The sequence below is a fragment of the Rhodothermaceae bacterium genome (assembly GCA_009838195.1).
Lineage (GTDB): Bacteria > Bacteroidota > Rhodothermia > Rhodothermales > Bin80 > Bin80.
Window position 1 is genome coordinate 26,955 of the sequence record VXSC01000018.1, and the last position, 21,199, is coordinate 48,153.

At 52.6% G+C, this 21,199-nt stretch carries 21 protein-coding genes and 1 pseudogene; 15 read left to right on the top strand and 7 right to left on the bottom strand.

The features are described from left to right. The first annotated feature begins 225 nt into the window (after window positions 1–225). The 5 genes and pseudogenes from F4Y64_03210 (at window position 226) to F4Y64_03230 (ending at window position 3,609) form a co-directional block, all read left to right on the top strand. The gene (locus tag F4Y64_03210) at window positions 226–510 is read left to right on the top strand and encodes a hypothetical protein (protein MXX96606.1); all 285 of its coding nucleotides are present in this window, start codon (window positions 226–228) and stop codon (window positions 508–510) included. 316 nt (window positions 511–826) lie between these two features. Next, window positions 827–1,321 carry a hypothetical protein gene (locus tag F4Y64_03215; protein ID MXX96607.1) on the top strand — a complete coding sequence of 165 codons (495 nt, stop codon included), beginning with the start codon at window positions 827–829 and terminating at the stop codon, window positions 1,319–1,321. Window positions 1,322–1,616: 295 nt separating this feature from the next. Then, window positions 1,617–2,060 (top strand): annotated as a pseudogene (locus tag F4Y64_03220) (hypothetical protein). A gap of 100 nt (window positions 2,061–2,160) precedes the next feature. Next, the gene (locus tag F4Y64_03225) at window positions 2,161–3,201 is read left to right on the top strand and encodes a hypothetical protein (GenBank protein MXX96608.1); all 1,041 of its coding nucleotides are present in this window, start codon (window positions 2,161–2,163) and stop codon (window positions 3,199–3,201) included. Between the two features lie 156 nt (window positions 3,202–3,357). Beyond that, entirely contained in the window at window positions 3,358–3,609 is a 252-nt protein-coding gene (locus F4Y64_03230; protein MXX96609.1) for a hypothetical protein, read from the top strand. A 151-nt stretch (window positions 3,610–3,760) separates the two neighbouring features. On the opposite strand, the gene F4Y64_03235 is transcribed toward F4Y64_03230, so the two are convergent. Then, window positions 3,761–6,424, bottom strand: coding sequence for a TonB-dependent receptor (locus F4Y64_03235; GenBank protein ID MXX96610.1), 2,664 nt, complete (start codon window positions 6,422–6,424; stop codon window positions 3,761–3,763). Between the two features lie 150 nt (window positions 6,425–6,574). Between F4Y64_03235 and F4Y64_03240 the strand changes: the two genes are divergently transcribed. The 6 genes from F4Y64_03240 (at window position 6,575) to F4Y64_03265 (ending at window position 12,860) form a co-directional block, all read left to right on the top strand. Next, window positions 6,575–7,219, top strand: coding sequence for a hypothetical protein (locus F4Y64_03240; protein MXX96611.1), 645 nt, complete (start codon window positions 6,575–6,577; stop codon window positions 7,217–7,219). A gap of 56 nt (window positions 7,220–7,275) precedes the next feature. Beyond that, window positions 7,276–8,379 (top strand): hypothetical protein, encoded by a 1,104-nt coding sequence (locus tag F4Y64_03245; GenBank protein ID MXX96612.1) that lies wholly within the window; start codon window positions 7,276–7,278, stop codon window positions 8,377–8,379. Between the two features lie 248 nt (window positions 8,380–8,627). Further along, window positions 8,628–9,725 (top strand): ABC transporter ATP-binding protein, encoded by a 1,098-nt coding sequence (locus tag F4Y64_03250; protein ID MXX96613.1) that lies wholly within the window; start codon window positions 8,628–8,630, stop codon window positions 9,723–9,725. A gap of 23 nt (window positions 9,726–9,748) precedes the next feature. After that, a complete protein-coding gene (locus F4Y64_03255; GenBank protein ID MXX96614.1) occupies window positions 9,749–10,840 on the top strand; it encodes an ABC transporter substrate-binding protein in 1,092 nt (363 codons plus the stop codon). After that, window positions 10,825–12,042, top strand: coding sequence for an ABC transporter permease (locus F4Y64_03260; protein MXX96615.1), 1,218 nt, complete (start codon window positions 10,825–10,827; stop codon window positions 12,040–12,042). The genes F4Y64_03255 and F4Y64_03260 overlap by 16 nt, the downstream gene beginning before the upstream one ends. Window positions 12,043–12,044: 2 nt before the next feature. Continuing rightward, complete coding sequence (locus F4Y64_03265; protein ID MXX96616.1) at window positions 12,045–12,860, top strand: ABC transporter permease; 816 nt, start codon at window positions 12,045–12,047, stop codon at window positions 12,858–12,860. Window positions 12,861–12,939: 79 nt separating this feature from the next. On the opposite strand, the gene F4Y64_03270 is transcribed toward F4Y64_03265, so the two are convergent. The 4 genes from F4Y64_03270 to ruvA are packed head-to-tail and all read right to left on the bottom strand — an operon-like array spanning window position 12,940 to window position 16,266. Further along, window positions 12,940–13,602, bottom strand: a complete 663-nt coding sequence (locus F4Y64_03270; GenBank protein MXX96617.1) for an SAM-dependent methyltransferase — start codon at window positions 13,600–13,602, stop codon at window positions 12,940–12,942. A gap of 34 nt (window positions 13,603–13,636) precedes the next feature. Next, window positions 13,637–14,596, bottom strand: coding sequence for a tRNA (guanosine(46)-N7)-methyltransferase TrmB (gene trmB / locus F4Y64_03275; protein MXX96618.1), 960 nt, complete (start codon window positions 14,594–14,596; stop codon window positions 13,637–13,639). Window positions 14,597–14,606: 10 nt separating this feature from the next. After that, window positions 14,607–15,629: a N(4)-(beta-N-acetylglucosaminyl)-L-asparaginase gene (locus F4Y64_03280; protein ID MXX96619.1), complete on the bottom strand. Its 1,023-nt coding sequence runs from the start codon at window positions 15,627–15,629 to the stop codon at window positions 14,607–14,609. Window positions 15,630–15,684: 55 nt separating this feature from the next. Continuing rightward, window positions 15,685–16,266, bottom strand: a complete 582-nt coding sequence (gene ruvA / locus F4Y64_03285) for a Holliday junction branch migration protein RuvA (GenBank protein MXX96620.1) — start codon at window positions 16,264–16,266, stop codon at window positions 15,685–15,687. A 14-nt stretch (window positions 16,267–16,280) separates the two neighbouring features. Here ruvA and murJ point away from each other — a divergent pair, with 14 nt between their 5' ends. The 4 genes from murJ to F4Y64_03305 all read left to right on the top strand — a co-directional run bounded on the left by murJ (window position 16,281) and on the right by F4Y64_03305 (window position 20,129). Next, window positions 16,281–17,984, top strand: coding sequence for a murein biosynthesis integral membrane protein MurJ (gene murJ / locus F4Y64_03290; GenBank protein MXX96621.1), 1,704 nt, complete (start codon window positions 16,281–16,283; stop codon window positions 17,982–17,984). 299 nt (window positions 17,985–18,283) lie between these two features. Continuing rightward, complete coding sequence (locus F4Y64_03295) at window positions 18,284–18,910, top strand: NYN domain-containing protein (GenBank protein ID MXX96622.1); 627 nt, start codon at window positions 18,284–18,286, stop codon at window positions 18,908–18,910. A 236-nt stretch (window positions 18,911–19,146) separates the two neighbouring features. Then, on the top strand, window positions 19,147–19,569 hold the full coding sequence (locus F4Y64_03300) for a hypothetical protein (GenBank protein ID MXX96623.1): 423 nt from the start codon (window positions 19,147–19,149) through the stop codon (window positions 19,567–19,569). Beyond that, window positions 19,566–20,129 carry a YqgE/AlgH family protein gene (locus F4Y64_03305; GenBank protein MXX96624.1) on the top strand — a complete coding sequence of 188 codons (564 nt, stop codon included), beginning with the start codon at window positions 19,566–19,568 and terminating at the stop codon, window positions 20,127–20,129. The genes F4Y64_03300 and F4Y64_03305 overlap by 4 nt, the downstream gene beginning before the upstream one ends. Window positions 20,130–20,137: 8 nt before the next feature. Here the strand turns inward: F4Y64_03305 and folE are convergent, their stop codons facing one another. Together folE and F4Y64_03315 are read right to left on the bottom strand one after the other, a co-directional pair. Further along, window positions 20,138–20,779, bottom strand: a complete 642-nt coding sequence (gene folE / locus F4Y64_03310; protein ID MXX96625.1) for a GTP cyclohydrolase I FolE — start codon at window positions 20,777–20,779, stop codon at window positions 20,138–20,140. Continuing rightward, window positions 20,703–21,152, bottom strand: coding sequence for a 6-carboxytetrahydropterin synthase (locus tag F4Y64_03315; protein MXX96626.1), 450 nt, complete (start codon window positions 21,150–21,152; stop codon window positions 20,703–20,705). Before F4Y64_03315 ends, folE begins: the two co-directional genes overlap by 77 nt. Between the last annotated feature and the right edge of the window lie 47 nt (window positions 21,153–21,199).

Sequence of the window (21,199 nt, forward strand, 5' to 3'; positions counted from 1 at the left end):
ACCTGATTCTTGCGGTTTTTAAAGTGCTGTTCTATGGTCTATAGAATAGTAGCGAATTATTAACCCAAGTTTAATGTGCGCCGTGGAAAGGCACCTTCCTGTGGCGGGTGCGAATCCCGTCCAACACCTGTCGCTCCGGTTGGTAGCGGCCTTAGCGTATGATGGAGGTAACGACATGATATGAAGCACTAGGGTTTAACGGGTTACGAGCGTAGCTTAGCGACCATGCGGGCCGGATCGTGCAGTGAACGCCGAGCAGGCCTCGAAACGGGCAATGTAGGTGTCGACCTTCCGTTAATATGGGGAAGACAGGTACGTCTTGGGAAGCGAGCGACACGAGCACCAAGATGGCACACCGGGGTATTGGCACTGGCACGCATGGAAGATCAGGAAAGTAGCAACACGGGAAGCCCTGACGGTGTCAAGGCACACGACAACTGGACCTCCGCGAGGAGTAGGCCGGGCCGTCAGGGTGGCGGATGGGTCCGTCGTACCGCAGAAGCGGAGTAACGTCCACGGAGGGAAGGGGCCCTGAGTTGAACATAGTATGGATACGGAAGAAGAGACATGATTACTGACAAGCGTCTAACAGGATCGGAAAAAGTTCGGAGACTCCAGACTGTACTACATGCGAAAGCGAAGGAACACTCTGATCATCGTTTTCACGCCCTTGTGGATCAAGTGTGGCGAATGGACTTTCTCATGGAAGCGTGGGTACTGGTTCGCCGAAACGGTGGCGGTGTAGGCGTAGACGGAGAGACAATCGAGGATATAAAGCAACGAGGCGTAGAAGGATGGTTGGGAGAACTGTCGCAAGAATTACGGGATGGTACCTACACGCCGAAGGCCCCGATGCTTACGATGCCCCGAAGAAGCGTTCGAGTTTCTCGGATACTGCATCGGCTGGAACCACCACCCCAAAACGGGAACGCGGTACATTGGTACCCGACCAAGCAAGGGGAGTATCCAACGCATTTGCCGCCGCATTAGCGAACAAACGGATTGTCGGTTTGGGTTGATGGACGCGGAAGAGATGGTACGCCGTCTGAACCGGATGATCTCTGGTTGGGCGAACTACTTTACTCTGGGACAGGTGAATCCTGCCTACCATGCCATTGACCAACACACAACGCGGAGGCCGCGACAGTGGTTCTGTCGGAAGCACAAGAGGAGGTCCGGGAACCATGTGCATTTCTCAGACACCAGACTACGGGAAACCTACGGTCTGCACTCCCTTGCGCCGAGGACAAAGAATTTTCCGTGGGCGAAGGCATGCGTTCAACTGAAAGCCGGATGCGGGAAAACCGCACGTACGGTTTGATGAGCAGGGGGCTGGAAACGACTTGCGGGAGCCTGACTGAGGGCCAAAGCGAAAGCGATGGAATTGCCACAGGACCCTAAGCACCGCGCCGGCCCCTTGACTCTACATGTCGCCTCTATTTCGGCATGTTTCGAAGATTTTTCTCCTTTCTTTTCCCGACATCTTCCGTTGATCTCTATGCTTTCCGCCTGATTGCCCCTGATTCCCTCGGTTCGTTCCCTTTTGGATCTGCTTTGTAGTGCCATAATTAATAACATAACTGGAACTTTGTGATACTCCGTGCACTTAGTTCCCCATGTTTATTCGAAAAACCACCACCCGGACCCTGAAGGACGGAACGACCTACCACACCGTTCCGGCTCGTGCACAATGTCCGTTCCCCCGATCGGGTCAAGCAGGAAACGCTCCTGAATCTTGGAAGCAAGTTCAGTGTCCCCCCTTCAGATTGGAGCGCACTGTGCGTTCGGATTGAGGAACTCCTTTCTGGCCAAACCTCTCTCATGCCCGCATTGTCCAAGGAGTTAGAGGCGCACGCGGCCGTGATTGTGGAGCATGTCGGTTGTGGGCGCTCCGACAGCTGGAGATTCCGTCGTTATTGGTTCAGCTTGGCCGTACGCTCAAGATGCAACATGCAATTCTGGGGAGATTGGCCAAGCCGGGTTCGGAACGTGCCACCTATGCGTGGCTCTGCAAGAGAGCGGTTTGGGGGAATTTCTGGGCGGATCGTTTCAGCGAATGAGTTTGCTGCACCTCTATCGCGCTTCAGATCAGTTGGTGAAGCATCGGGATGAGATTGAATCGAAGGTCTTTCGTCAAGCGATGTCGATGTTTGGTCTGGCGTGTACAGTGACGTTGTTTGGTTTGACCAACACATATCTGGAGGGATCGGCAGTTGTAATACCCGGGTCGGGTACGGCGTTTCCATAGAGAAGCGCAGCGACTGTCCTTTGATCACGCTGGCACTGGTCTTGGATGGAAGCGGATTTGTGCGACGGTCCAAGATCTATGCGGGAAATGTGACAGAAGCCACCACACTTTCCGAGGAGCTCACCGAGGTGGATGCCCCCAAAGAGGCCATTGTGGTCATCGGTCGCGGGATTGCAAGCGAGCAGAATGTGACTTGGCTGCACGAATCGGGGTACCGGTATCTGGTGGTCAGTCGGGAACAGGCCCGCGTGTTTGACCCGCAAGATCGAACGGTGACCACGTTGAAGAAAGAACTGGAGTTGTATGAGGTCCGGGACACGGAGCAGGTCCGGGTCTATTGTCGTTCTCGGAAACGCAAACAGAAGGAGGAAGCAATGGTTGCCCGATATCGCACCGAGTTTGAGGCGCAGCTTCAGCAGTTGAACCAAGGACTGTCCAGACCAAACACATGGAAGAAACTTCATTTGGTTCATCAGCGGCTCGGGCGGATCCAGAAGAGCAGTCGGGGGATCTGGCGGCATTACGAGATTGAGGTGGTGGCGGATCCGAAGGGGATCAATGCCGTGGAGGTAAAGTGGAAGCCACGGCCCCGGCCGAATTCCATGTGGACCCATCCAGGCACCTATTGCCTGAGGACCAACGTCATGGACCTCACCACCGCACAGCTGTGGCAGACCTATATCATGCTGACGGATCTCGAAGCCGTCTTCCGATCCCCGAAGAGTGAGTTGGGATTTCGGCCAATTTTTCATCAGACCGATCAACGCGAAATTTACGAGGCACTGGAAATCAATCCGCGCCCACTGGAAACGGGAATTACGATGACCTGCCCCCAGGCCACTCCTTCATGTTGTGGGGCCACAAAAAGAGGAAAATCGCCTCGCAGCCCCCGTTTTTGCCGAAAATCAAGAAAAAATGTTAAACTTGGGTTAACAACTAACTCTCCGGTTTAGTGCTGTTTGACTAGAATGTGACCAGAGGGGCCACCCAGGTTGAGATTGTAGATAATGAGATTTCGAAGGGGACGAGACGTTCGAGGTCACACTTACGGTCCAATGATCTCAAAAGTGATTACATAGGGTTGTACGTGTGATGAAGCAACAGACAGAATGATCGGTGCTTTAAGTGATTATCAGATTGCAGGGGTAAAAACAACGCGCCAATTCTGCCGCCGTATTATGCAAAGTGCAGCATGGCAGGAAGCTCGTCTCAGTACTCATTTCGTGGATGAGCACCTCGAACTTCTGACAGAGGAAGCCAACGTGCCAGTGGAGGCCGCCGCTGTAGCAACCGTCTTACTGCAGAAAGCCCGATTTTTAGATTCACGGGCGACTATGTGGTGCAATCGCAGAAATACTTGATCCCTCCCAATTGATCACGTACTCATTGGCAGGCAACTTCACCCGAACGTTCCTCGCCGTGCAGCCAGTCCAATCCCCGAGGCCAGTATATTTGCGGTGTATCCTGCGATCATCCGCTGCCTGCACGCGGCAGTGAATGCCAAATAGTTGGCTAGAATGTGATCGTAGCCGTCATTGAGATCGTCCGCGCCGCCCCAAGCCAAGCGGCATTCTCAGTAATGGCGGACAGATAGGTTTCGTCGAACAGATTATTCGCAACCAGCGAGAATTGTGTTGACCGAAACAAACGACCCAGGGATTCTCCCGACAAACTGACGTAAGCATCTGCGATCCAATAGGCATCCGAGTACCAGTCAGCCGTCAGGCTTACACGACGTGGAGCCGTATACTTTATGGAGAGCCCGACACTCAGTGGACCGGGTCGATCAATGGAAACAACCCAGAGCTGATCAGGCACGCCTGTAACATCAGTACCTGGTAAAGTCCCTTGTTCCGTGTCCACACCATCATCGCCGCTACCAATATACTCAGAGTTGTTCCGCGTATAGGCAGAGTAGAGGGATACCTCACGTGGTAGCTGCACAGTGGCCGAGAGCTCAAACCCACGAGTATCCAAGCCGCCTGCGTTGAAATATGCCCCCCCGCCCGGAATAAGATAATTCGGTCCAGCGACGGTTTGCGGTCCGAGAAATACAATGCGATTCTGGAAATCCACGGCGTACCAGGTACCGCTCAAAGCAATTCGATCTCCCGAAAATTGCACCCCTATGTCAATATTCGAAGAAGTTTCCGGCTCAAGTGCATCAAGGCTTCGACCGGGTACTTCCAGTAGTCCCGAACTGATTGCCCGGAAGTTCTCGGAGTAGCCAGCAAACAGACGCAACCCTTCGATCGGTGATTCGTACGTGACACCGCCGGAGAAGAGAAGCTTTGAGTTGGAATCTACAGCCAAATCAGGATCCACATTGAACAGGTCTGTGCGCGACACTTCAACGAGAAACTGTCTGACACCGGCACTGGCAGTAAACGGGCCCACGTAAAGGGTCTCTTCAAGGTACCATCTGAATATTTGCTGTGGAAACTCCCAATCGTATTGGAGCCAATAAGGCTGCTCGTCCCACATTTCGTTGAGCGTAGGGTCCAGTATCCGGTGCCAGTCCCGACTAAGGAGGCGACGTGAGCGCTCATACCAAATTCCAGCACGCAGCGAACTGCCAGCCGTACCAATCAATGTAACCCACTCTTCCTCAACCGTGACACCGATACGATCCTTTCCGTAGTGGCTGTGACGATATGACTGAACGGCCGTCGCTCCCGGATGGCATGCAGGGTCAACCTCTGGTCCACTGGCTCCGTAATAATTGAAAATATACGATGATGTACACCCAGGCTCGGGCAATACAGCCGAGCCGTTCTGATCGACAAAGCGTATCAGCCCGAGTTGCTGTCCGCCACGGATTGGGGGTCTGCCCTGCAGTTCCGACTCCGGTCCGCCCTGATCGTCAGAAAGGTCAACAATGTACGGGGGCAGCCAGTCACCACGACCTCTGTTCCGATGGAAGTAGGCTCCTGTGGTGATTGAGATGGCTGTGCCAGTCGCCCAGTTGGCTTTGACGTAACCGAAGGTGTTGCTTCGCACTGTCTTCCAGCCGCGTCTGTAGAATTGGTTCAGATATGGTACGCCGGGCCAATCGCCAATCAGGCGGTCCCACCGCGGGTTTGCCCTAAAATCAGCTTCGCTGTAAATCCGCTGATAGTTTTCTTCATTAATCCGGTCGTATGAAAAATAGCCGGTGAGATCAAGAGCCCCAAGCGTTGAAGCGAGTTTCGCAGCAAAGTGCTCGCGCTCATTTTGTGCGGAGCCCTGAATCCAATCAGTTCCTTCCTGGTGAAGTGCCGTCATCCAGGCATGTGCCTTTTCCCCAAACAGTGGCCCAGTGTCAATACGCATAGCGATCCGCCTCGCATCATGCTCGCCAACTGTGGCCGATACAGTGTAACGTCGCTCAGGTGCAGGATCGTCCGTGATATAGTTAAATGTTCCACCCAGTGCCTCCACCGACTGGGAGGCGATGTCGGCGGTCCCCTGCGACACTTCGATGCCGCCTAGGTTGGCAACGTCAACAAATCGATTTGCTTTTGCACCACCCCAATAATCAGATGTGCCGTTCGAGAATCCATCAATCGTGGTCCCAATTTGTGATTCATTGATTGTGACTTGAAAACCTCGCATAGCGACATTGCTGGACCAGTCATCCATACCGTATGCATCGCCTTCCTGAACGGATACGCCAGGGAGATTGTCTGTAATCGAGGCCACACTGGTGACTGGAGACTGCTGGCGTATCATTGGAGCAGCGACCACATTGCTCGCAAAGATCTTAGGTTCTTCTCCGACAATGCTGATTTCTTCCATCCTGACCACGTCGAGTTGCATGCGAACGTTGATCAGGGTAACACCGGGAGTCACCCTGTGGCGCTGCGTCCGAAATCCCACAAAAGAAAAAACCAGTACATCGTCTTCAGTTCGAAGATCGATCGCGTACTTGCCATCTTGATCGGTAATGGTACCAATAAAGACGCCATCAATCACAACCGAGACCCCTGCCAACGGCTCACCGGTATCATCTGAGACCACCGTCCCCGTAACCGATATCTGTGCGCTGGCCTCCTGGTGAAGCAGCGAAACCAACAGAAGTACGAAGAGTCCGAGCCTGATTTTCGTGACCGTGCGAATGATCGAGTGAATCTGTTTCATCGTTGGTAGAAAGCAATCGGGTTGATTCCTCTGACGTGGCACAAACTTACATTGCATTGTGTATGAGAAGATAACGAATCTTCCAACGAGTGACTTTTGACTTTTACGGTGCGCCTATTTTTTACCGAGGCGCAGTTTTTTCACCGAGGCACAGACGATAATCCCCTCCCCGGCATTATTTGGTATGCCTCCCAATTTATAGAGATCATGAAATCCTCAAGTCGAATTTTTCTGCCCATCGCCGCTACCATATTCTTGACAATGTGTAGCAATCCCTCTGAACCGGAACCCAATATCCCATTAAGCGAAATCGAAACGGGTGAGCTGCTGGATGCGATGCTTGTAGTACTTTCAGATACGATGCCACAGGTTACTGCCACTCGTGGGCCTGGCGATATCACCATCGCATGTCCCGAAGGTGGCGAATCCCGTGTCTCATTTAGCGCTACTGACGAAAAAGTTTCTGGAGACACGGTAAGCACGACCACCATTGTTAATTTCATTCCAGAGGGATGTGGAATTATGGGTGATAGGGGAACAAGATTTACCCTAGACGCCAACCCAGGCATAGACTACACCATTACGTTGAGTATAGTTGGTTTCTTCGAAGATTTTGGTGTCGACGGAGGCCTGGATGGGCAGTTGGACTGGATGGTTGAAAACCGGTCAGGTACATGTCAAATGGACATGGAGCTGGAGTTGGTGGTGGACGACGATCAGTCCGCCGTCGCTACGCTGGTTGGTAACATGTGTGGGCACGATCTGAGCCGTGTCAATACCACTTTGTTCGACCCAACAGAATCAGGGGAGACGATCGCTCCAATAAGAATTCCCCCCGCTTTCCCTCGCTAAATTGCCTTTTTCGGGTATTATGTGTATATTTCGTGTCTCGAAAAACTAAGACAATTATGTTGAAGGTTGGTTCGTTTTTGCCCTCCCCTGTGATCCCGGTCATTTGTCTGCTGGCCATCACCGGATGCGCATCGGATGGGACCGATGTGCCGGAAATTATTGCACTTTCTCCTTTCGCCTCGAGTGGTGCTCCGATGAGTACCGCCAACCACATAGCAATCCTGTCTGAAGAGATTGCGTGTGTGACCGACTCCTACGAGTCCCGTATTCACTGTGTAGACAGGGTTGAGGGTGACGTCACCGTATTCGGGGGCGAAGGCGGGGGGCCGGGGGAGTTTGAGGGACTTTCTGCTATTGGGCGTGGCAGTGACGGCCATGTAGTGGCGATGGACTTCGGGGAGGGGCGACTGAGTTTCTTCACGCCAGACGGCATTCTTGTGTCGGAGACGCGTGTGCCATCGGGTTTCCAGTTGACCCTACTTCGCGGTGACTACTTGTTCGGGTTCGAGTTGATGATGCCGACGCTCGCCGATCTCAGCGAAGGATTTAATCCCAGCTATGTTCCCATGGAAGTCGATGCATCCTCCGGGGATGTTCTATGGGAGCGTACAGACCTGGCCGAGGTTGTGGACCGCGAGTGTTTCAATCCGGCGATAGGTGCCTCGATGCCAGACGGGGGGCTCGTATTTCAGGTCTGCGAATATGAACTGGCATTTTTTGATCACAGGGACGCCCCAACAACTACCGTGGTCGCTTCTCCCAGCTACGTTGAAGCTCTGCCCAATGAACGTGACGTTGCTGCTCACGTGAATAGCAGGGTTCGTCTCCGCTCTCTTGCAGGACCGGTTAGTGAAGCGGAGATAGATGCCATTGCAGCAGAATTTCGAGAAGAACCTAAGGAGTGGCTCCTCAAGCCGGGGGCATTCAGGTTTGATGGCCAGAATCGTCTCTGGGTTTCTACCACCCGCGACCGCAACGCGTTCTCCTACTTTGATGTCTGGGCTGACACTACATATGTTGGTGCCGTGCGCGTCCGGGACCGGCTCATGGGCTTTGACATTTTCGGCTCAACTCTTGTCACTCTCGTAGAGCGAGCACCCGGAGAGGACGGTATTGGTGAGCGGGAGATAGACTGGTACGATCTCAGTGAAATTGACTGAAGATACCAGTCACTGGATCGGTCGATTGCATCGGAGGCGGGTCAGAGTACGAAGTCCAACCCAAGATCAGGAGATGTTGGAATGCATTCCAAAGTGGTCAAGCACCACCTGAAGATTCATCTGCCAGGTTCCAGAATGAGTCCAAGTGGCGGAACTAGTATTCACAGGCTTCCGTTTCAGCGGAGCTATGTTATCAAAGGTGATTGACGTTGACTGCGACAGGTGAACAGAACATCTCTGAGGATCCCGTGGGTAACAACAGCACTCACGTCGAATTCAGAGGGGTCAAAAAGAGTTATGACGGGCGAACCCTGGTCGTAAAGGATCTTGATCTCAGTATACAGAAGGGCGAGTTCGTGACATTGCTGGGGCCGTCGGGATCAGGAAAGACGACCATCCTGATGATGCTGGCTGGTTTTCAGGCGCCCACTGCTGGTGAAATCCTGCTGGATGGAGATCCCATCCAAGACCTGCCGGCACGCAAACGGGGAATTGGGATGGTATTCCAGAATTACGCTCTTTTTCCTCACATGACAGTGGGAGCAAACCTCGCATTTCCGCTGGAAGTGCGTGGCATGGGTGCGGACGAGCGCAGGGAGCGGGTTGAGCGGGTACTGCGCCTGGTTCGCCTTGAGGGATTTGTAGACCGCCGGCCTGGACAGCTATCCGGTGGTCAACAACAACGGGTGGCAATCGCGAGAGCACTCGTCTTTGAGCCCAGCCTGGTACTGATGGACGAGCCCTTGGGGGCACTTGACCGAAGCCTGCGTGACGAGATGCAGTATGAAATACGACGCATCCACCAGAAGTTAGCGGTGACGGTCGTCTATGTTACACATGATCAACAGGAGGCAATGGTGATGTCGGACCGGGTCGCCGTGCTTCGCGATGGAGTTGTTGAGCAGATCGCTGTGCCGGAAGGGCTGTATGAAGAACCCGAATCCGCTTTTGTTGCTCGATTCATTGGTGAGAGTAACCAACTCCAGGGACGTGTCCGTGCAATTTCGCAGCAGGACGATGTCTGTGAAGTGGAAATAGGCGGTGGTGCGGCTGTTTCTGCCCTGAAAGTAGCTCCATGTCAGGTGGGGGACGATGTGACCCTCTCCATTCGCCCGGAACGTATTAAAATTAACCCAGAGGCGGGGCGCTACACGAATGAAGTGGATGCGACCGTAGAAGATTTGACGTTTTTGGGCGATCAACTGCGAATACGCTTGGCTGCGTGTGGCCGGGAAGATTTTATTGCCACCATCCCCAATATCGTGGGACATGGTGGATTGGTGAAGGGCGATAACGTTCGCATCGGATGGACGGTCATTGACTGCCGTGCACTCAACCACGAATAAATTGGACTCAAAAGAAATTCGTCATGAATGATCGCAAGAATCCGGGGTTTTTCGCCATTTTGTTTGTGCTGTTTGCTGCTGCGTGCGGAACAGATTCATCACGCTCCATTACGGCTGTATCCTGGGGAGGGTCTTATGGGCGCGCAGTCAATGAGGGGGTAAACATTCCCTTCACGGAAGAGACCGGTATTAACATAAAGGCTGAAGATTATAACGGAGGCCTTGCTCAAATTCGTGCACAAGTGGAGATCGGTGAAATTCACTGGGATGTAGTGGACTTGGAAATGGCCGAAGCCGTGCGGGGGTGTGACGAGGGGCTTCTGGAGCCGATAGAGGTGACCTCATTGCCTCCCGGTCCTGACGGGACACCGGCTGCAGAGGATTTCGTGGAGGGAGCCGTGACCGAGTGTGGAATAGGTAGCGTCTTTTTTTCGAACGTGTACGCCTATAACGAAGAAAACATTCCGGGTACCAAGCCCAGCACGATGGCTGATTTTTTTGATCTGGAAGCTTTCCCCGGTCGCCGAGGAATGAGGCGTGTTCCGCAAATTAACCTAGAGTTTGCATTGATGGCCGACGGAGTGCCACGGGATCAGGTATATGCGACTTTGGATACCCCTGAGGGGATTGACCGGGCGTTCGCGAAACTCGAGACGATCAAGGACGAAGTGATCTGGTGGGAAGCGGGTGCCCAGCCGCCACAGATGCTGGCCGATGGGGAAGTGGTCATGTCCACCGCGTACAACGGCCGCATCTTTAACGCGCAGGTGTTGGAGGACCAGCCGTTTGTGATTGTATGGGATGGACAACTCCTTTCAATAGGCCAATTCGTGGTCGTCGCAGGGACTCCGCGGCTTGAAGAGGCGATGAGATACCTTGCCTTCGTGACCAGCGCCGAATCAATGGCTGAAATCGGTCGCCGAATTTCCTATTCGCCCAGCCGCAAGTCAGGTATGCCATTGGTGACTACTCATATAGAAAAAGGTGTGGACATGGAGCCACACATGCCGGGCAGCGATGCCAACGTGGTGCATGCCTTACGCTTTGATTGGGCGTGGTGGGCGGATCATCAAGACGAAATGAACGAGCGATTTAGTGCATGGCTGGCTCATTAAGGTTTTCCCTTGATCCAAATCGCCGGGCGCAGTTACGGGCACTTGGCCTTGTAGCTCCACTTGCGATCTATATCGGAATAACCTTCCTTGCTCCTTTGGGGACGATGCTGACACGGAGCGTTTACGATCCCGTGGTGGCCGATGTCCTACCTGAAACGCTGGAGCTACTTGATGACTGGGACGGAAATATACTCCCGTCAGAGGCAGTATTTGCTGCCGCGGCAGAGGAAATCAAGCGTGCGGAAGCGGAGCGAACCCTTGGTCAGGTAGCCGGCAGAGTCAACCGGGTGCAGGGCGGGCTGCGTAGCGTACTTACCCGAACCGCCAGGGAATTACGCAGTACGGAGCAGGGGCCCTGGCGCGAGTCCATGACGGCAATTGATTCGGCCTGGGCCGATCCAGAGACCTGGTATACAATCCAAATTACGGGCGAGCGATTTACCACACGCCACTACGAGAATGCTCTGGATCTGCAGCGTCTGTCCGACGGCTCCCTAGCTTCGCAGCCTGTGGAGCGGCGCATTTATCTGAAACTGTTCTGGCGGACGCTGCTGGTAAGCACCGTGATAACACTGCTATGTCTGATTCTGGGGTATCCGATTGCGCATCTGATCGCCCGTTCGCCGACGGGTCGGGCGAATTGGCTGTTGATTTTGGTACTGGTCCCATTCTGGACATCGCTTTTGGTGCGCACAACTTCGTGGATCGTCTTATTACAGACACAGGGGGTCTTGAATGATCTTATGGTCGCAGTGGGACTGATCAGCGAGGAGGGGAGAGTGGCGATGGTTTACAACATGACCGGAACGATTGTGGCCATGACACATGTGCTGCTACCATTCATGGTTTTGCCGCTGTATTCGGTCATGCGCGGGATTCCACCGACCTATATGCATGCCGCGGCCTCGCTGGGCGCCACTCCCCTGCAGGCCTTTCTGCGGGTTTATTGGCCACAATCGCTCCCTGGAGTGGGGGCCGGTGGACTTCTGGTCTTCATCCTGGCTATCGGCTTTTACATCACCCCTGCACTGGTCGGAGGCAGCGATGGGCAGCTCATCTCCAACATGATCGCCTATCATATGCAGACCTCACTGAACTGGGGGCTTGCTGCTGCACTGGGAGGAGTGTTGTTGGTGGGGGTCATGGCCCTGTATCTCCTGTATGAGCGGTTGGTAGGGGTTGAAAGAATGGGGTTGGGATAATGATGAGTATCATACGACCGAGGCTGGGACGAATCGCCTATTTGGGTTTTTGCACGCTTGTGTTTGTGTTTTTGATTGCTCCAATCATCGTGATCGTCCCACTCAGCTTCAATGCCGAGCCATACTTTACATTCTCCGAAGCGATGTTGAGGTTGGACCCGGATGCGTGGTCATTCCGATGGTATCGCGAGATCGCCCAGAATGAGGTGTGGAGGAACAGTCTGGTAAACAGTGTCGTCATCGGAACCAGTGCGACGCTGCTGGCGACTGTACTCGGCACGCTGGCAGCACTCGGACTTGCAAACCCGAACATGCCTGCGCGACGCGTGATCATGGGAGTGATTATTTCGCCAATGGTAGTCCCCGTGATCATAGCGGCAGCTGGCATGTTTTTCTTCTATTCGGGTCTTGGGCTCGGGCAGACCTATCTGAGTATTATCCTAGCTCACGCCACACTGGGGGTTCCATTTGTCGTCGTTACGGTGACGGCTACTTTGGCCGCCTACGATCCTACCCTCAACAATGCAGCAGCAAGTCTGGGAGCGGGTCCGTGGACTACGTTCCGGCGTGTCCAATTTCCACTAATTTCCCCCGGAGTGATGTCTGGTGCCCTTTTTGCCTTTGCAATATCCTTTGACGAAGTAATCGTCGTGCTGTTTATGGCAGGTACCGAACAGCGTACGATCCCACGTCAGATGTGGGCGGGGATCAGAGAGCAGATCAGTCCAGCGATTTTAGCCGTTGCAACGTTTTTGATCGTATTTGCGGTCCTCTTGCTTATGACGGTAAACTGGTTGAGGCGGCGGGCCGAAGCTTAGAACAGGGTACACTACGGAGGCGGATGATTGCCCTGACTGTATTTAGACTGCGCCAGCTGAATGAGCGGCGAGGATGGAGTCAGACCTTTTGCAGTAAGGTCATTCCGTCCCCAATGGGTACCAGAGTCAGATGCACCCGGGAATCCTGATGGAGTTTTTTGTTTAGAGTCTGGATAGACTGTGTGGATGCGCTTTCTGTTGCAGGATTAGCAGCATCTCCTCCACGCAGGACATTGTCAATCATGATCAATCCACCAGATCGAACCAGAGGCAGGGATTTCTCGAAATACACATCATAACTTTCTTTATCCGCATCAATGAAGGCGGCATCAAACGTATTTGCTTTCCCGCTTGCAAGAAGCTCATCTAGGGTTTGTGATGCAGGAGCTAAATGTAGCGTAATCCGATCAGCAACTCCAGCTTCCGACCAGTACCTACGTGCCACTTTGGTGTAATCCTCACTGACGTCACATGCAACGATATGTCCATCGGAAGGGAGTGCCAGCATCATTGCCAGGGTGGAGTATCCAGTGAAGGTGCCAATTTCCAGGACGGATCGTGCCTGCATTAGACGCAACAGGGTTGCCATAAACTGCCCCTGATCGGGAGAAATCTGCATCTTGGCCTCTGGATGCCGTGCAGTTTCTTCCCGCAGCTCGGCTAAAAGGGGATGCTCGCGCAGTGAGACATCCAGGATATATTCACGTAATTCATCGGTGAGTGCGAGTGTAGATCGGGACATGAGAGTTGATCACAGAATAAATGGACTCTGTTAGTTAATAATAGGTGCCGCTAAGTGTTAGGTCCTGCTGTGTCAGCCAGCGGCTGACAGCTTTTACCGCCTCACTGGTTCCACGTGTTGCAATTGGGTTACCGAAATTCATCACACTCAAAAGCAGATCGGCGTCCGCTTTCCCTGTGGGGCGAAGCTGGATAAAGAGTTCCTGTACCAGTTCCGGTTCATGGGAGCGTGCGACAAAAACCAGCCCTCTTTGGCCAATCATCTGCAATACATCCAAGATTACAACGTGGCCCTTGGGGAAATGGTGAACCACCTTCTCAAATTCAGTGATTTCTGGAATCGATCCGTTCAGGAGTGCGTGATGCATGCCATTTTCTTTGCGAATTTCGGGAGGAATGTCCGGCACATGCCGGACATGTTTCTTTATGTGTGCATGGTAAAAGCTGCGGCCGGCTTCGCGCCATTTGGATGCATACTTTGTTTGAAGAACTGCAGAAGGAGGAGGATGATTGGTGACCTTGTAGTAGCCCGATTCAAGGGCTATGGAGACGGTTTGTTCAAAGTATGAACTATCATCTGTGGTGACGAGCAAAGAGCCATCTGCGGTGAGGCGTGCAGCAAGCAGTTCAAAAAACGAATGCTGAAACAGTCGTTTTTCGGCATGTCGTTCCTTTCGCCAAGGATCGGGAAAATTCACATAGACCCGAGAAACGCTCTCGCTAGATAGAACATTGCGCAAAAGAAACAAACCACTTCCATGATGCATCCGAACGTTGGACACATTCGCACTGCGCAGGCGCTTGAATGCGCGTGTAACGGATCCACGTGCGACATCTGCTCCGAGGCAGTTCCATTCCGGATGTGTTTTGGCGATCCACTCCAGGAAGCTGCCATCACCGAACCCAATTTCCAACACGACCGGTGCATCGCGATGGAATAGTTCCATATTCTTTGCCGGCAAAGGCAACTTCGGCAGATCCAAAAAGAGAGGCATGACTCAAGCCTTAGGCATAGAGGTATGCCATTTCAATATGTCTGGCTCCATCATTGTCTGCAACAGCCATTTGCGCAGCCCCCCGAATGCGAGCACCGGCAACTTCACCGGCTTTGTTGAATGCATAGAACGACACATTAAATGCAGGTTCTCCTGCCTGATTTTGCAGTCGAGCCAGGTGTGTATTTCGTGCAATACGCTCGCATGCATACAGACATGCATCTTCAGGGCTGTCTCCCATGCGCATGCGTTCCACGATCAGAAAGCTGCAGCAATTCTCAAGGTTGGCTTCCCCGCGTCCAGTTGACCCGGCTGCTCCAACCTCGTTGTCACAGTAAAGACCGGCTCCAATGATGGGGGAGTCCCCTACACGACCAGGGATCTTGAATGCTAGGCCACTCGTTGTTGTCACGCTGCTGATGTTTCCCTGCAGATCCATCGCCGAGCAATGGATGGTACCCCAGTGCTCATAACCGCGTTGCATGGCTTCTCCCAGATCTACGTCTTCTGGGCTATGGGGAGGCAAATAGTCATCTCGATTGGAGAGAGTCTCACGCCATCGAACCCAAATTTCACGGGCTTCCTGTGTGAGCAAGTTCTCGATTGAGAAGCCGTGCATTCGAGCGAAGTCCTGTGCTCCTTTTGCAACCAGTAGCACATGATCAGTGCGTTCAAGCACAAGTTTTGCAACCTTGGACGGGTATTTAATCCCCTGGAGGGAAGCCACAGCTCCCGCTCTGCCAGTTGGGCCATGCATGACCGCAGAGTCTAATTCAACGACGCCATTCGCATTTGGGAGACCACCATATCCTACGGTTCTGTCATTCGGGTCTTCCTCCACCAGGTTAACGCCTGCGATCACTGCATCCAGTGCATCGGCCCCCGCATTTATCTCTTCAACCGCACGGGCTACTGCACCAAGGCCATTACGACTTGCAATTGCGACAGGACCGGCGGCGGAGTATATTTTCGGTCGAAGGACGGTTGCCGCGCTGGCAACAGCGCTGCTTCGGATGAAATCTCGTCGGGTCATAGGGGTTTTTTTCATCGGAGGAATAAAGGATGGTTCAAATCACGAATCAAGGTAACTATTGGCCAAGAGCTAGTTGCAAAAACTCTTCAGCCGTATTGACTTCAGGGTGAGACCGCATGACTTTACGTAGCAGGTGTTCGGCCTTTGCACGGGAGAGCCCAAGAGTTTCCAGGGCGGCGAGTGCATCTGCCCGGGCATTGGTTGCCCCGGAGGAGTCTACCTGTGCAAGATCGAGTTCACTGATGCGATCAAACAGATCTACCACTAGACGTTCAGCAGTTTTGCGTCCGACCCCGTTGATGCGTTGCAGCATGACCGGCTCCCTCATGGTGATGTATTTTACCAGTTCCTCGGGGGACAAAGTTGAAAGAGCTGCAATGGCAATCCTCGGACCGATTCCAGAGACACTGAGAAACAATTCAAAGATTGCCCGCTCAACGGAAGAAACGAACCCAAATAACTGCTCTCGGTCTTCCCGGGTATAATGATGTGTAAGCAGTCGTACCTTTTCACCGGAATGAGGCAATTTATCAGAGGTAGACATTGGAATGAAAACGCGGTATCCAATTCCTTGCACATCGATGACTGCGTGGGTAGGCCCTTTGCTGCTCAGGATCCCTTCAATGTATTCGATCATGGATTTCGCGGATTATGGGCAAGATACGACTGGTTCACAAACACAGGGGCAAGATGATGGATGAGGCGAAAACTCCAGAAGGAAACCGCGCCTCCGTTGTGGCACTGGGGATTCTGTCGAGTCGTGTATTGGGTTTGATTCGATGGAGTCTCATGGCCCGCTACTTTGGCAGTGGAGCTCATGCGGATGTATTGAGAGCAGCATTCCAGGCACCGAACGCCCTGCAGAACCTGCTTGGCGAAGGTACGATGTCAGCAGCATTCATCCCTGTGTATAGCAAGATGATCGAGGAAGGGAGACCGGAGGCGGCGGGGCGATTTGCTGGTAGTATTCTCGGGTTACTGACGGCAGTGGTCTGTGCGGGTGTGCTGTTGGGAGTTTGGCTGGCCCACCCCATCTGTTCCGTACTCATGCGAGGGTTTGTTGGGGATGCTGCTGAGGTGGCTGCCGGGTTGCGGGAGGTGGACCGACTTCTTCTGGCGGTTGACATGGTTCGGCTTGCTTTTCCAATGGCCGGCATCCTGGTCCTGTCTTCCTGGGCGCTGGGTGTCCTCAATAGTCACCGGCGATTTCTCATGCCCTACTTCGCACCGATATTATGGAATGTGACCATTATCGGCTCGCTCCTGGGTGTCGGAAGCGTGATTGGGTTTACTCCGGGGGAGAATGGAGCCTCTATATTGCCGGAGACCCTCACCCGACTCCTGACCGCGGTTTTTCTTGGCGGAGTGATTGGCGGTTTGATGCAGTTTTTGATTCAATTGCCATCGGTTGCATTTGTGATAAAAGGATTTCGCCTCAGTCTCTCTACTCGTGTGGACGGCGTGCGTCGAGCACTAGCTGCTGTGGGGCCTGCATTGGCAGGTCGAGGCGTTGCCCAGCTTTCGGCGTATGTGGACATCCTGCTCGCAACGCTTCTGGTTGAGGGGGCCGTAGCAAGTATCGGGTATGCACAGGTCCTCTACATCCTTCCGATTTCACTTTTTGGTCTATCGGTTGCGGCGGCCGAGTTGCCGGAGCTCACGCGAATTGGGGCCAGCAGCTTTTCCCGCATGGCAGATAGGATTCGCGCAGGACTTCGGCAGGGTTTATTTCTGGCAGTTCCCACAGCTCTGGGGTACATCGCATTGGGCTATGTAATCATTGGAGCGATTTATCGTGGGGGCTTGTTCGGGATTGATGATAATTGGCTCACCTATTTCATTCTTGCCACATACAGCCTCGGGCTATTGGCTACAGTCAGCAGCCGCTTGTTGCAGAACGGGTTCTGGGCTCTCGGTGATACCCGTACCCCGGCACGCATGGCGCTGGTCCGGGCCATTATTGCACTGGTGGTGGCGATCCCGGCAATGTTTGCACTTGATCAGTTGTCGATATCGCAGGTCACTGGGGCTGGCTCATCAACGCTGTACTTTGGTGCGGTCGGGCTGGCAGCAGGTAGCGCTGTCGCGGCGTGGGTTGAGTGGATATTCCTTGGGCGGGCATTGAAGCGCCGGTTAGAGGCAGCATTTATTCCTTGGCGTGCTGTAGGGGAAATGATACTAATAGCACTGATTTCACTAATCCCGACCATTGCTTTTTGGTATGTCGTCACTCAAAATTGGAGTCCACTATGGAGTGGGATCACCGTTACAGTTCTATTTGCCGCGACCTATCTTAATCTTTCAAATTTAAGAGGTCGTTCAGAGCTAAAAGCCTGGCTCGGCCGACTCAGATAAAAGGGTTATACCTCTGGAACACATGATGCTTCTCTTGGAGACGTATCCCTGTTTTAATGGGAATGTAAAGTAGCAGCGAAGCAGAGTTTTGCAGTGGAAGTGATCGGGTACCACGGCATCGGAAGAATCAAAGTCTGTGCCACCGAATCAATACTTTGGGAACAAGGACAAAATTGTTGGGTTGGTGAAACTGGCGAGTTTATTATCTAACGGTAAAACTTCTCGCCGTACCCCCCCCACGCCTTCGTGCGTGGGCCGCAGGGCCTCTTCGGAGGCCCTAGCTTTTTATGAGATCATTGATGCGGACAATCGTATATGTGGACGGGTTCAACTTGTACTATGGAGCCCTCAAAGGCACACCCTATAAGTGGCTGGATCTCCCCCTACTGTTCAAGAACATGCTTCAGCCGCATCATGATATTCAACTGGTTCGATATTTTACTGCAAAACTGTCAGTTTCACGGGGCGATCGAGCAGAGTCAGAGAGGCAAAACGCATATTTAAGAGCCTTACGAAAACATAGAAGCAATGTCCTAAAGATTCACCTTGGGCATTTCTTAACCCACGAAATCCGCCTTCCGCTTGTGCGCCCTAAAGGAAAGCAAAAAATGGCTCGCGTATGGAAAACCGAAGAAAAGGGTTCAGATGTTAATCTGGCTGTTCACTTGCTGAATGACGCTTGGACGGGCAAATGTGACTGTGCTGTGGTTGTTACGAATGACAGTGATATAGCCGAGGCGATGCGTCTGATAAAGGAGCAGCATAAAATTCGTATCGGTTTGGTTACGCCGGGGAAACGGAAGCAGTCAAAGCAACTGAAATATCATGCGGATTTTATTCAACGTGTCCGCGCCGGTGCACTTAGAGAATCACAGTTACCCAATCCAATCCCACAAACGAATATTTTCAAGCCCCAAAGTTGGTAGACAGGAGGCCAAAAATTTCAGCGCATGCTGATGATGTACCGGAGAAGGGGTTGAATGAGGTTAATCGGGGAGTACGTAATTTATGAGTCGATTAATATCTGTGTACCAAAAAACGTTCACCCATAAACACCACGTTGTATGGATGGTCGGTGTCAAGCCAGATTCACTCGTGGTGGTGCCGAGTACACTGGTTCATTTCCCGTGAAGTGGGTAGACCCAATCGGATCCTGAGCTATATGGCACGGATTATTCGCACCGGTAATACACCAGCCAAAGAGCGCAATGCTCATATGCGCACCTGCGCAGAGCTGCTTCGCCTTTTGGCAGAAAAAGATTACTTTGATGAGGAAGCGAAGGATATGGTAGCACTCTTTATCTTTTCGCTGCGCGGGATCTATGCGACGATTGAAGGGAGTGCCGACGTATGGGATGAGCGAAATTACTGGAAGCGTGCGGAAGCTCTTCGCAATGACTGGCGCTGGAGCGAAAAGGCAGCAGATACTCTTGAAACACTGATCCGCCAAGATGAGTGGAGGAAAATTCCCGATATTATGATGGAATTGTTTCCGCGTTTTCAAAAGGTCACTATTGTAACTATCACTCGGAACGCCGATCACTGGTGTGGAGCGTTGAAAGCACTTTTAGCTTCTAAAGAATGACCCGATACAGCCCAAGAGAGATTGTGCCCGGCGATTTGCTTATCGCGCCGCCTAACCAGCTTTCAGATCCGTTTAATCGGACAGTTGTTCTGATGTGTGTGCATGATGCGGAGGGCAGTTTGGGCCTGGTCGTGAATCGTCCAACACAATTGTCGCTCAATCGCATTCTGGATCATGAAGTCGATGGGCATGTGATTTATGAGGGCGGTCCGGTAGAGCAGGACTGTCTCACCTATCTCCACCGGTGTGAAGATCGCATACAGGAATCACAACCGGTTATGGAGGATGTACGTTTTTGCGGGGATATTCAAGATGTGATCCAAGCAGTAAAAGATCACTCCGTTACATCCAGACAAATCCGCTTTTTTGTAGGATATTCCGGTTGGGCACCGGGGCAGCTGGAACAGGAGTTGAGAGAGGGATGCTGGTTTATGACACACGGAAATTCGGACCTGATCTTTGAATACGAGCCCAGCACACTCTGGCGCCAAGTTCTCCGGAAAATGGGAGGAGAGTATGCAATTCTGGCAAACTTCCCCGCTGACCCGACCCTGAATTAAGGCAAGCGCTACTTCGCGTTTATCAGTTGCAAAAACTCTGCACGTGTGGTTGCCTCAGATAGAAAGGTCCCGCTCATGGCACTGGTAGCTGTAAGCGCGTTCTGCTTCTCTACGCCACGCATAGACATACACAGATGCGTAGCTTCAATCACGACAGCGGTTCCGAGAGGTTGGAGGACCTCATCAATCGCATCTCTGATCTGAACGGTTAAGCGTTCCTGCACTTGCAGACGGCGGGCAAACGCATCAACAACCCGGGGGATTTTACTCAGGCCGACAATATGATTCTGTGCGATATAAGCAACATGGGCCTTGCCGATGAAAGGGAGCAGATGGTGCTCGCATAGGCTGAACACGTCGATATCACGGACCAGAATCATTTCGCTATAGTCCTCCTCAAAGACGGCAGATTCCAGGATCGCTTTTGCATCGACGTTGTATCCCTGCGTCAGATATGAAAGAGATTTGGCGACACGCTCAGGGGTCTTCAGTAAGCCCTCGCGCGCGGGATCTTCTCCAAGAAGCCGTAGAATCTTGTGAACATGATCACCAAGATCAGCAGCTGGGATCTCGTTATTTAGAGTCTGATCTAACAGATCTGCGTGATTCATCCGGTCCAAAGTAGTCTGCTGAGTTTTTTGGTGTTTCATGAAGTCGGACGCGATAGAGAGTGCCGGCAGGTAGGGCGCTTACCAGACGATCCCAGATCGCAATAACAAGGTTTTCTGTTGATGGCATGATCCCCTTGAGGAAGGGAACATCCAGGTTTAGGTTTTTATGATCTAGGTGACGGATAACACGATCTTGAATCACCTGGTTCAGGTCTCCCAGATCAATCACGTAACCCGTATCCGAGTCGGGAGTGCCTACAACCGTTACCTGGAGCCTATAGTTGTGGCCATGCCAGTTTGGATTGTTGCAGGGCCCGAAAACCGAACGATTCCACTCGTCCGATTTTGCAGGGTTGTGTAAGCGATGAGCCGCGTTAAAATGTGTCTCTCGTGTGAGGTAAACCGTAGGCATTTAAACGTAATCGTCACGGGCCGCAAAGGAACGAAGCGGATGGCGTA

Coding starts and splice junctions, on each gene's coding strand:
- F4Y64_03210 (MXX96606.1), top strand. CDS start 226: ATGCGGGCCGGATCGTGCAGTGAACGCCGAGCAGGCCTCGAAACGGGC.
- F4Y64_03215 (MXX96607.1), top strand. CDS start 827: ATGGTACCTACACGCCGAAGGCCCCGATGCTTACGATGCCCCGAAGAA.
- F4Y64_03230 (MXX96609.1), top strand. CDS start 3,358: ATGATCGGTGCTTTAAGTGATTATCAGATTGCAGGGGTAAAAACAACG.
- F4Y64_03235 (MXX96610.1), bottom strand. CDS start 6,424: ATGCAATGTAAGTTTGTGCCACGTCAGAGGAATCAACCCGATTGCTTT.
- F4Y64_03240 (MXX96611.1), top strand. CDS start 6,575: ATGAAATCCTCAAGTCGAATTTTTCTGCCCATCGCCGCTACCATATTC.
- F4Y64_03245 (MXX96612.1), top strand. CDS start 7,276: ATGTTGAAGGTTGGTTCGTTTTTGCCCTCCCCTGTGATCCCGGTCATT.
- F4Y64_03255 (MXX96614.1), top strand. CDS start 9,749: ATGAATGATCGCAAGAATCCGGGGTTTTTCGCCATTTTGTTTGTGCTG.
- F4Y64_03260 (MXX96615.1), top strand. CDS start 10,825: ATGGCTGGCTCATTAAGGTTTTCCCTTGATCCAAATCGCCGGGCGCAG.
- F4Y64_03265 (MXX96616.1), top strand. CDS start 12,045: ATGAGTATCATACGACCGAGGCTGGGACGAATCGCCTATTTGGGTTTT.
- F4Y64_03270 (MXX96617.1), bottom strand. CDS start 13,602: ATGTCCCGATCTACACTCGCACTCACCGATGAATTACGTGAATATATC.
- trmB (MXX96618.1), bottom strand. CDS start 14,596: ATGCCTCTCTTTTTGGATCTGCCGAAGTTGCCTTTGCCGGCAAAGAAT.
- F4Y64_03280 (MXX96619.1), bottom strand. CDS start 15,629: ATGACCCGACGAGATTTCATCCGAAGCAGCGCTGTTGCCAGCGCGGCA.
- ruvA (MXX96620.1), bottom strand. CDS start 16,266: ATGATCGAATACATTGAAGGGATCCTGAGCAGCAAAGGGCCTACCCAC.
- murJ (MXX96621.1), top strand. CDS start 16,281: ATGGGCAAGATACGACTGGTTCACAAACACAGGGGCAAGATGATGGAT.
- F4Y64_03295 (MXX96622.1), top strand. CDS start 18,284: ATGCGGACAATCGTATATGTGGACGGGTTCAACTTGTACTATGGAGCC.
- F4Y64_03300 (MXX96623.1), top strand. CDS start 19,147: ATGGCACGGATTATTCGCACCGGTAATACACCAGCCAAAGAGCGCAAT.
- F4Y64_03305 (MXX96624.1), top strand. CDS start 19,566: ATGACCCGATACAGCCCAAGAGAGATTGTGCCCGGCGATTTGCTTATC.
- folE (MXX96625.1), bottom strand. CDS start 20,779: ATGAAACACCAAAAAACTCAGCAGACTACTTTGGACCGGATGAATCAC.
- F4Y64_03315 (MXX96626.1), bottom strand. CDS start 21,152: ATGCCTACGGTTTACCTCACACGAGAGACACATTTTAACGCGGCTCAT.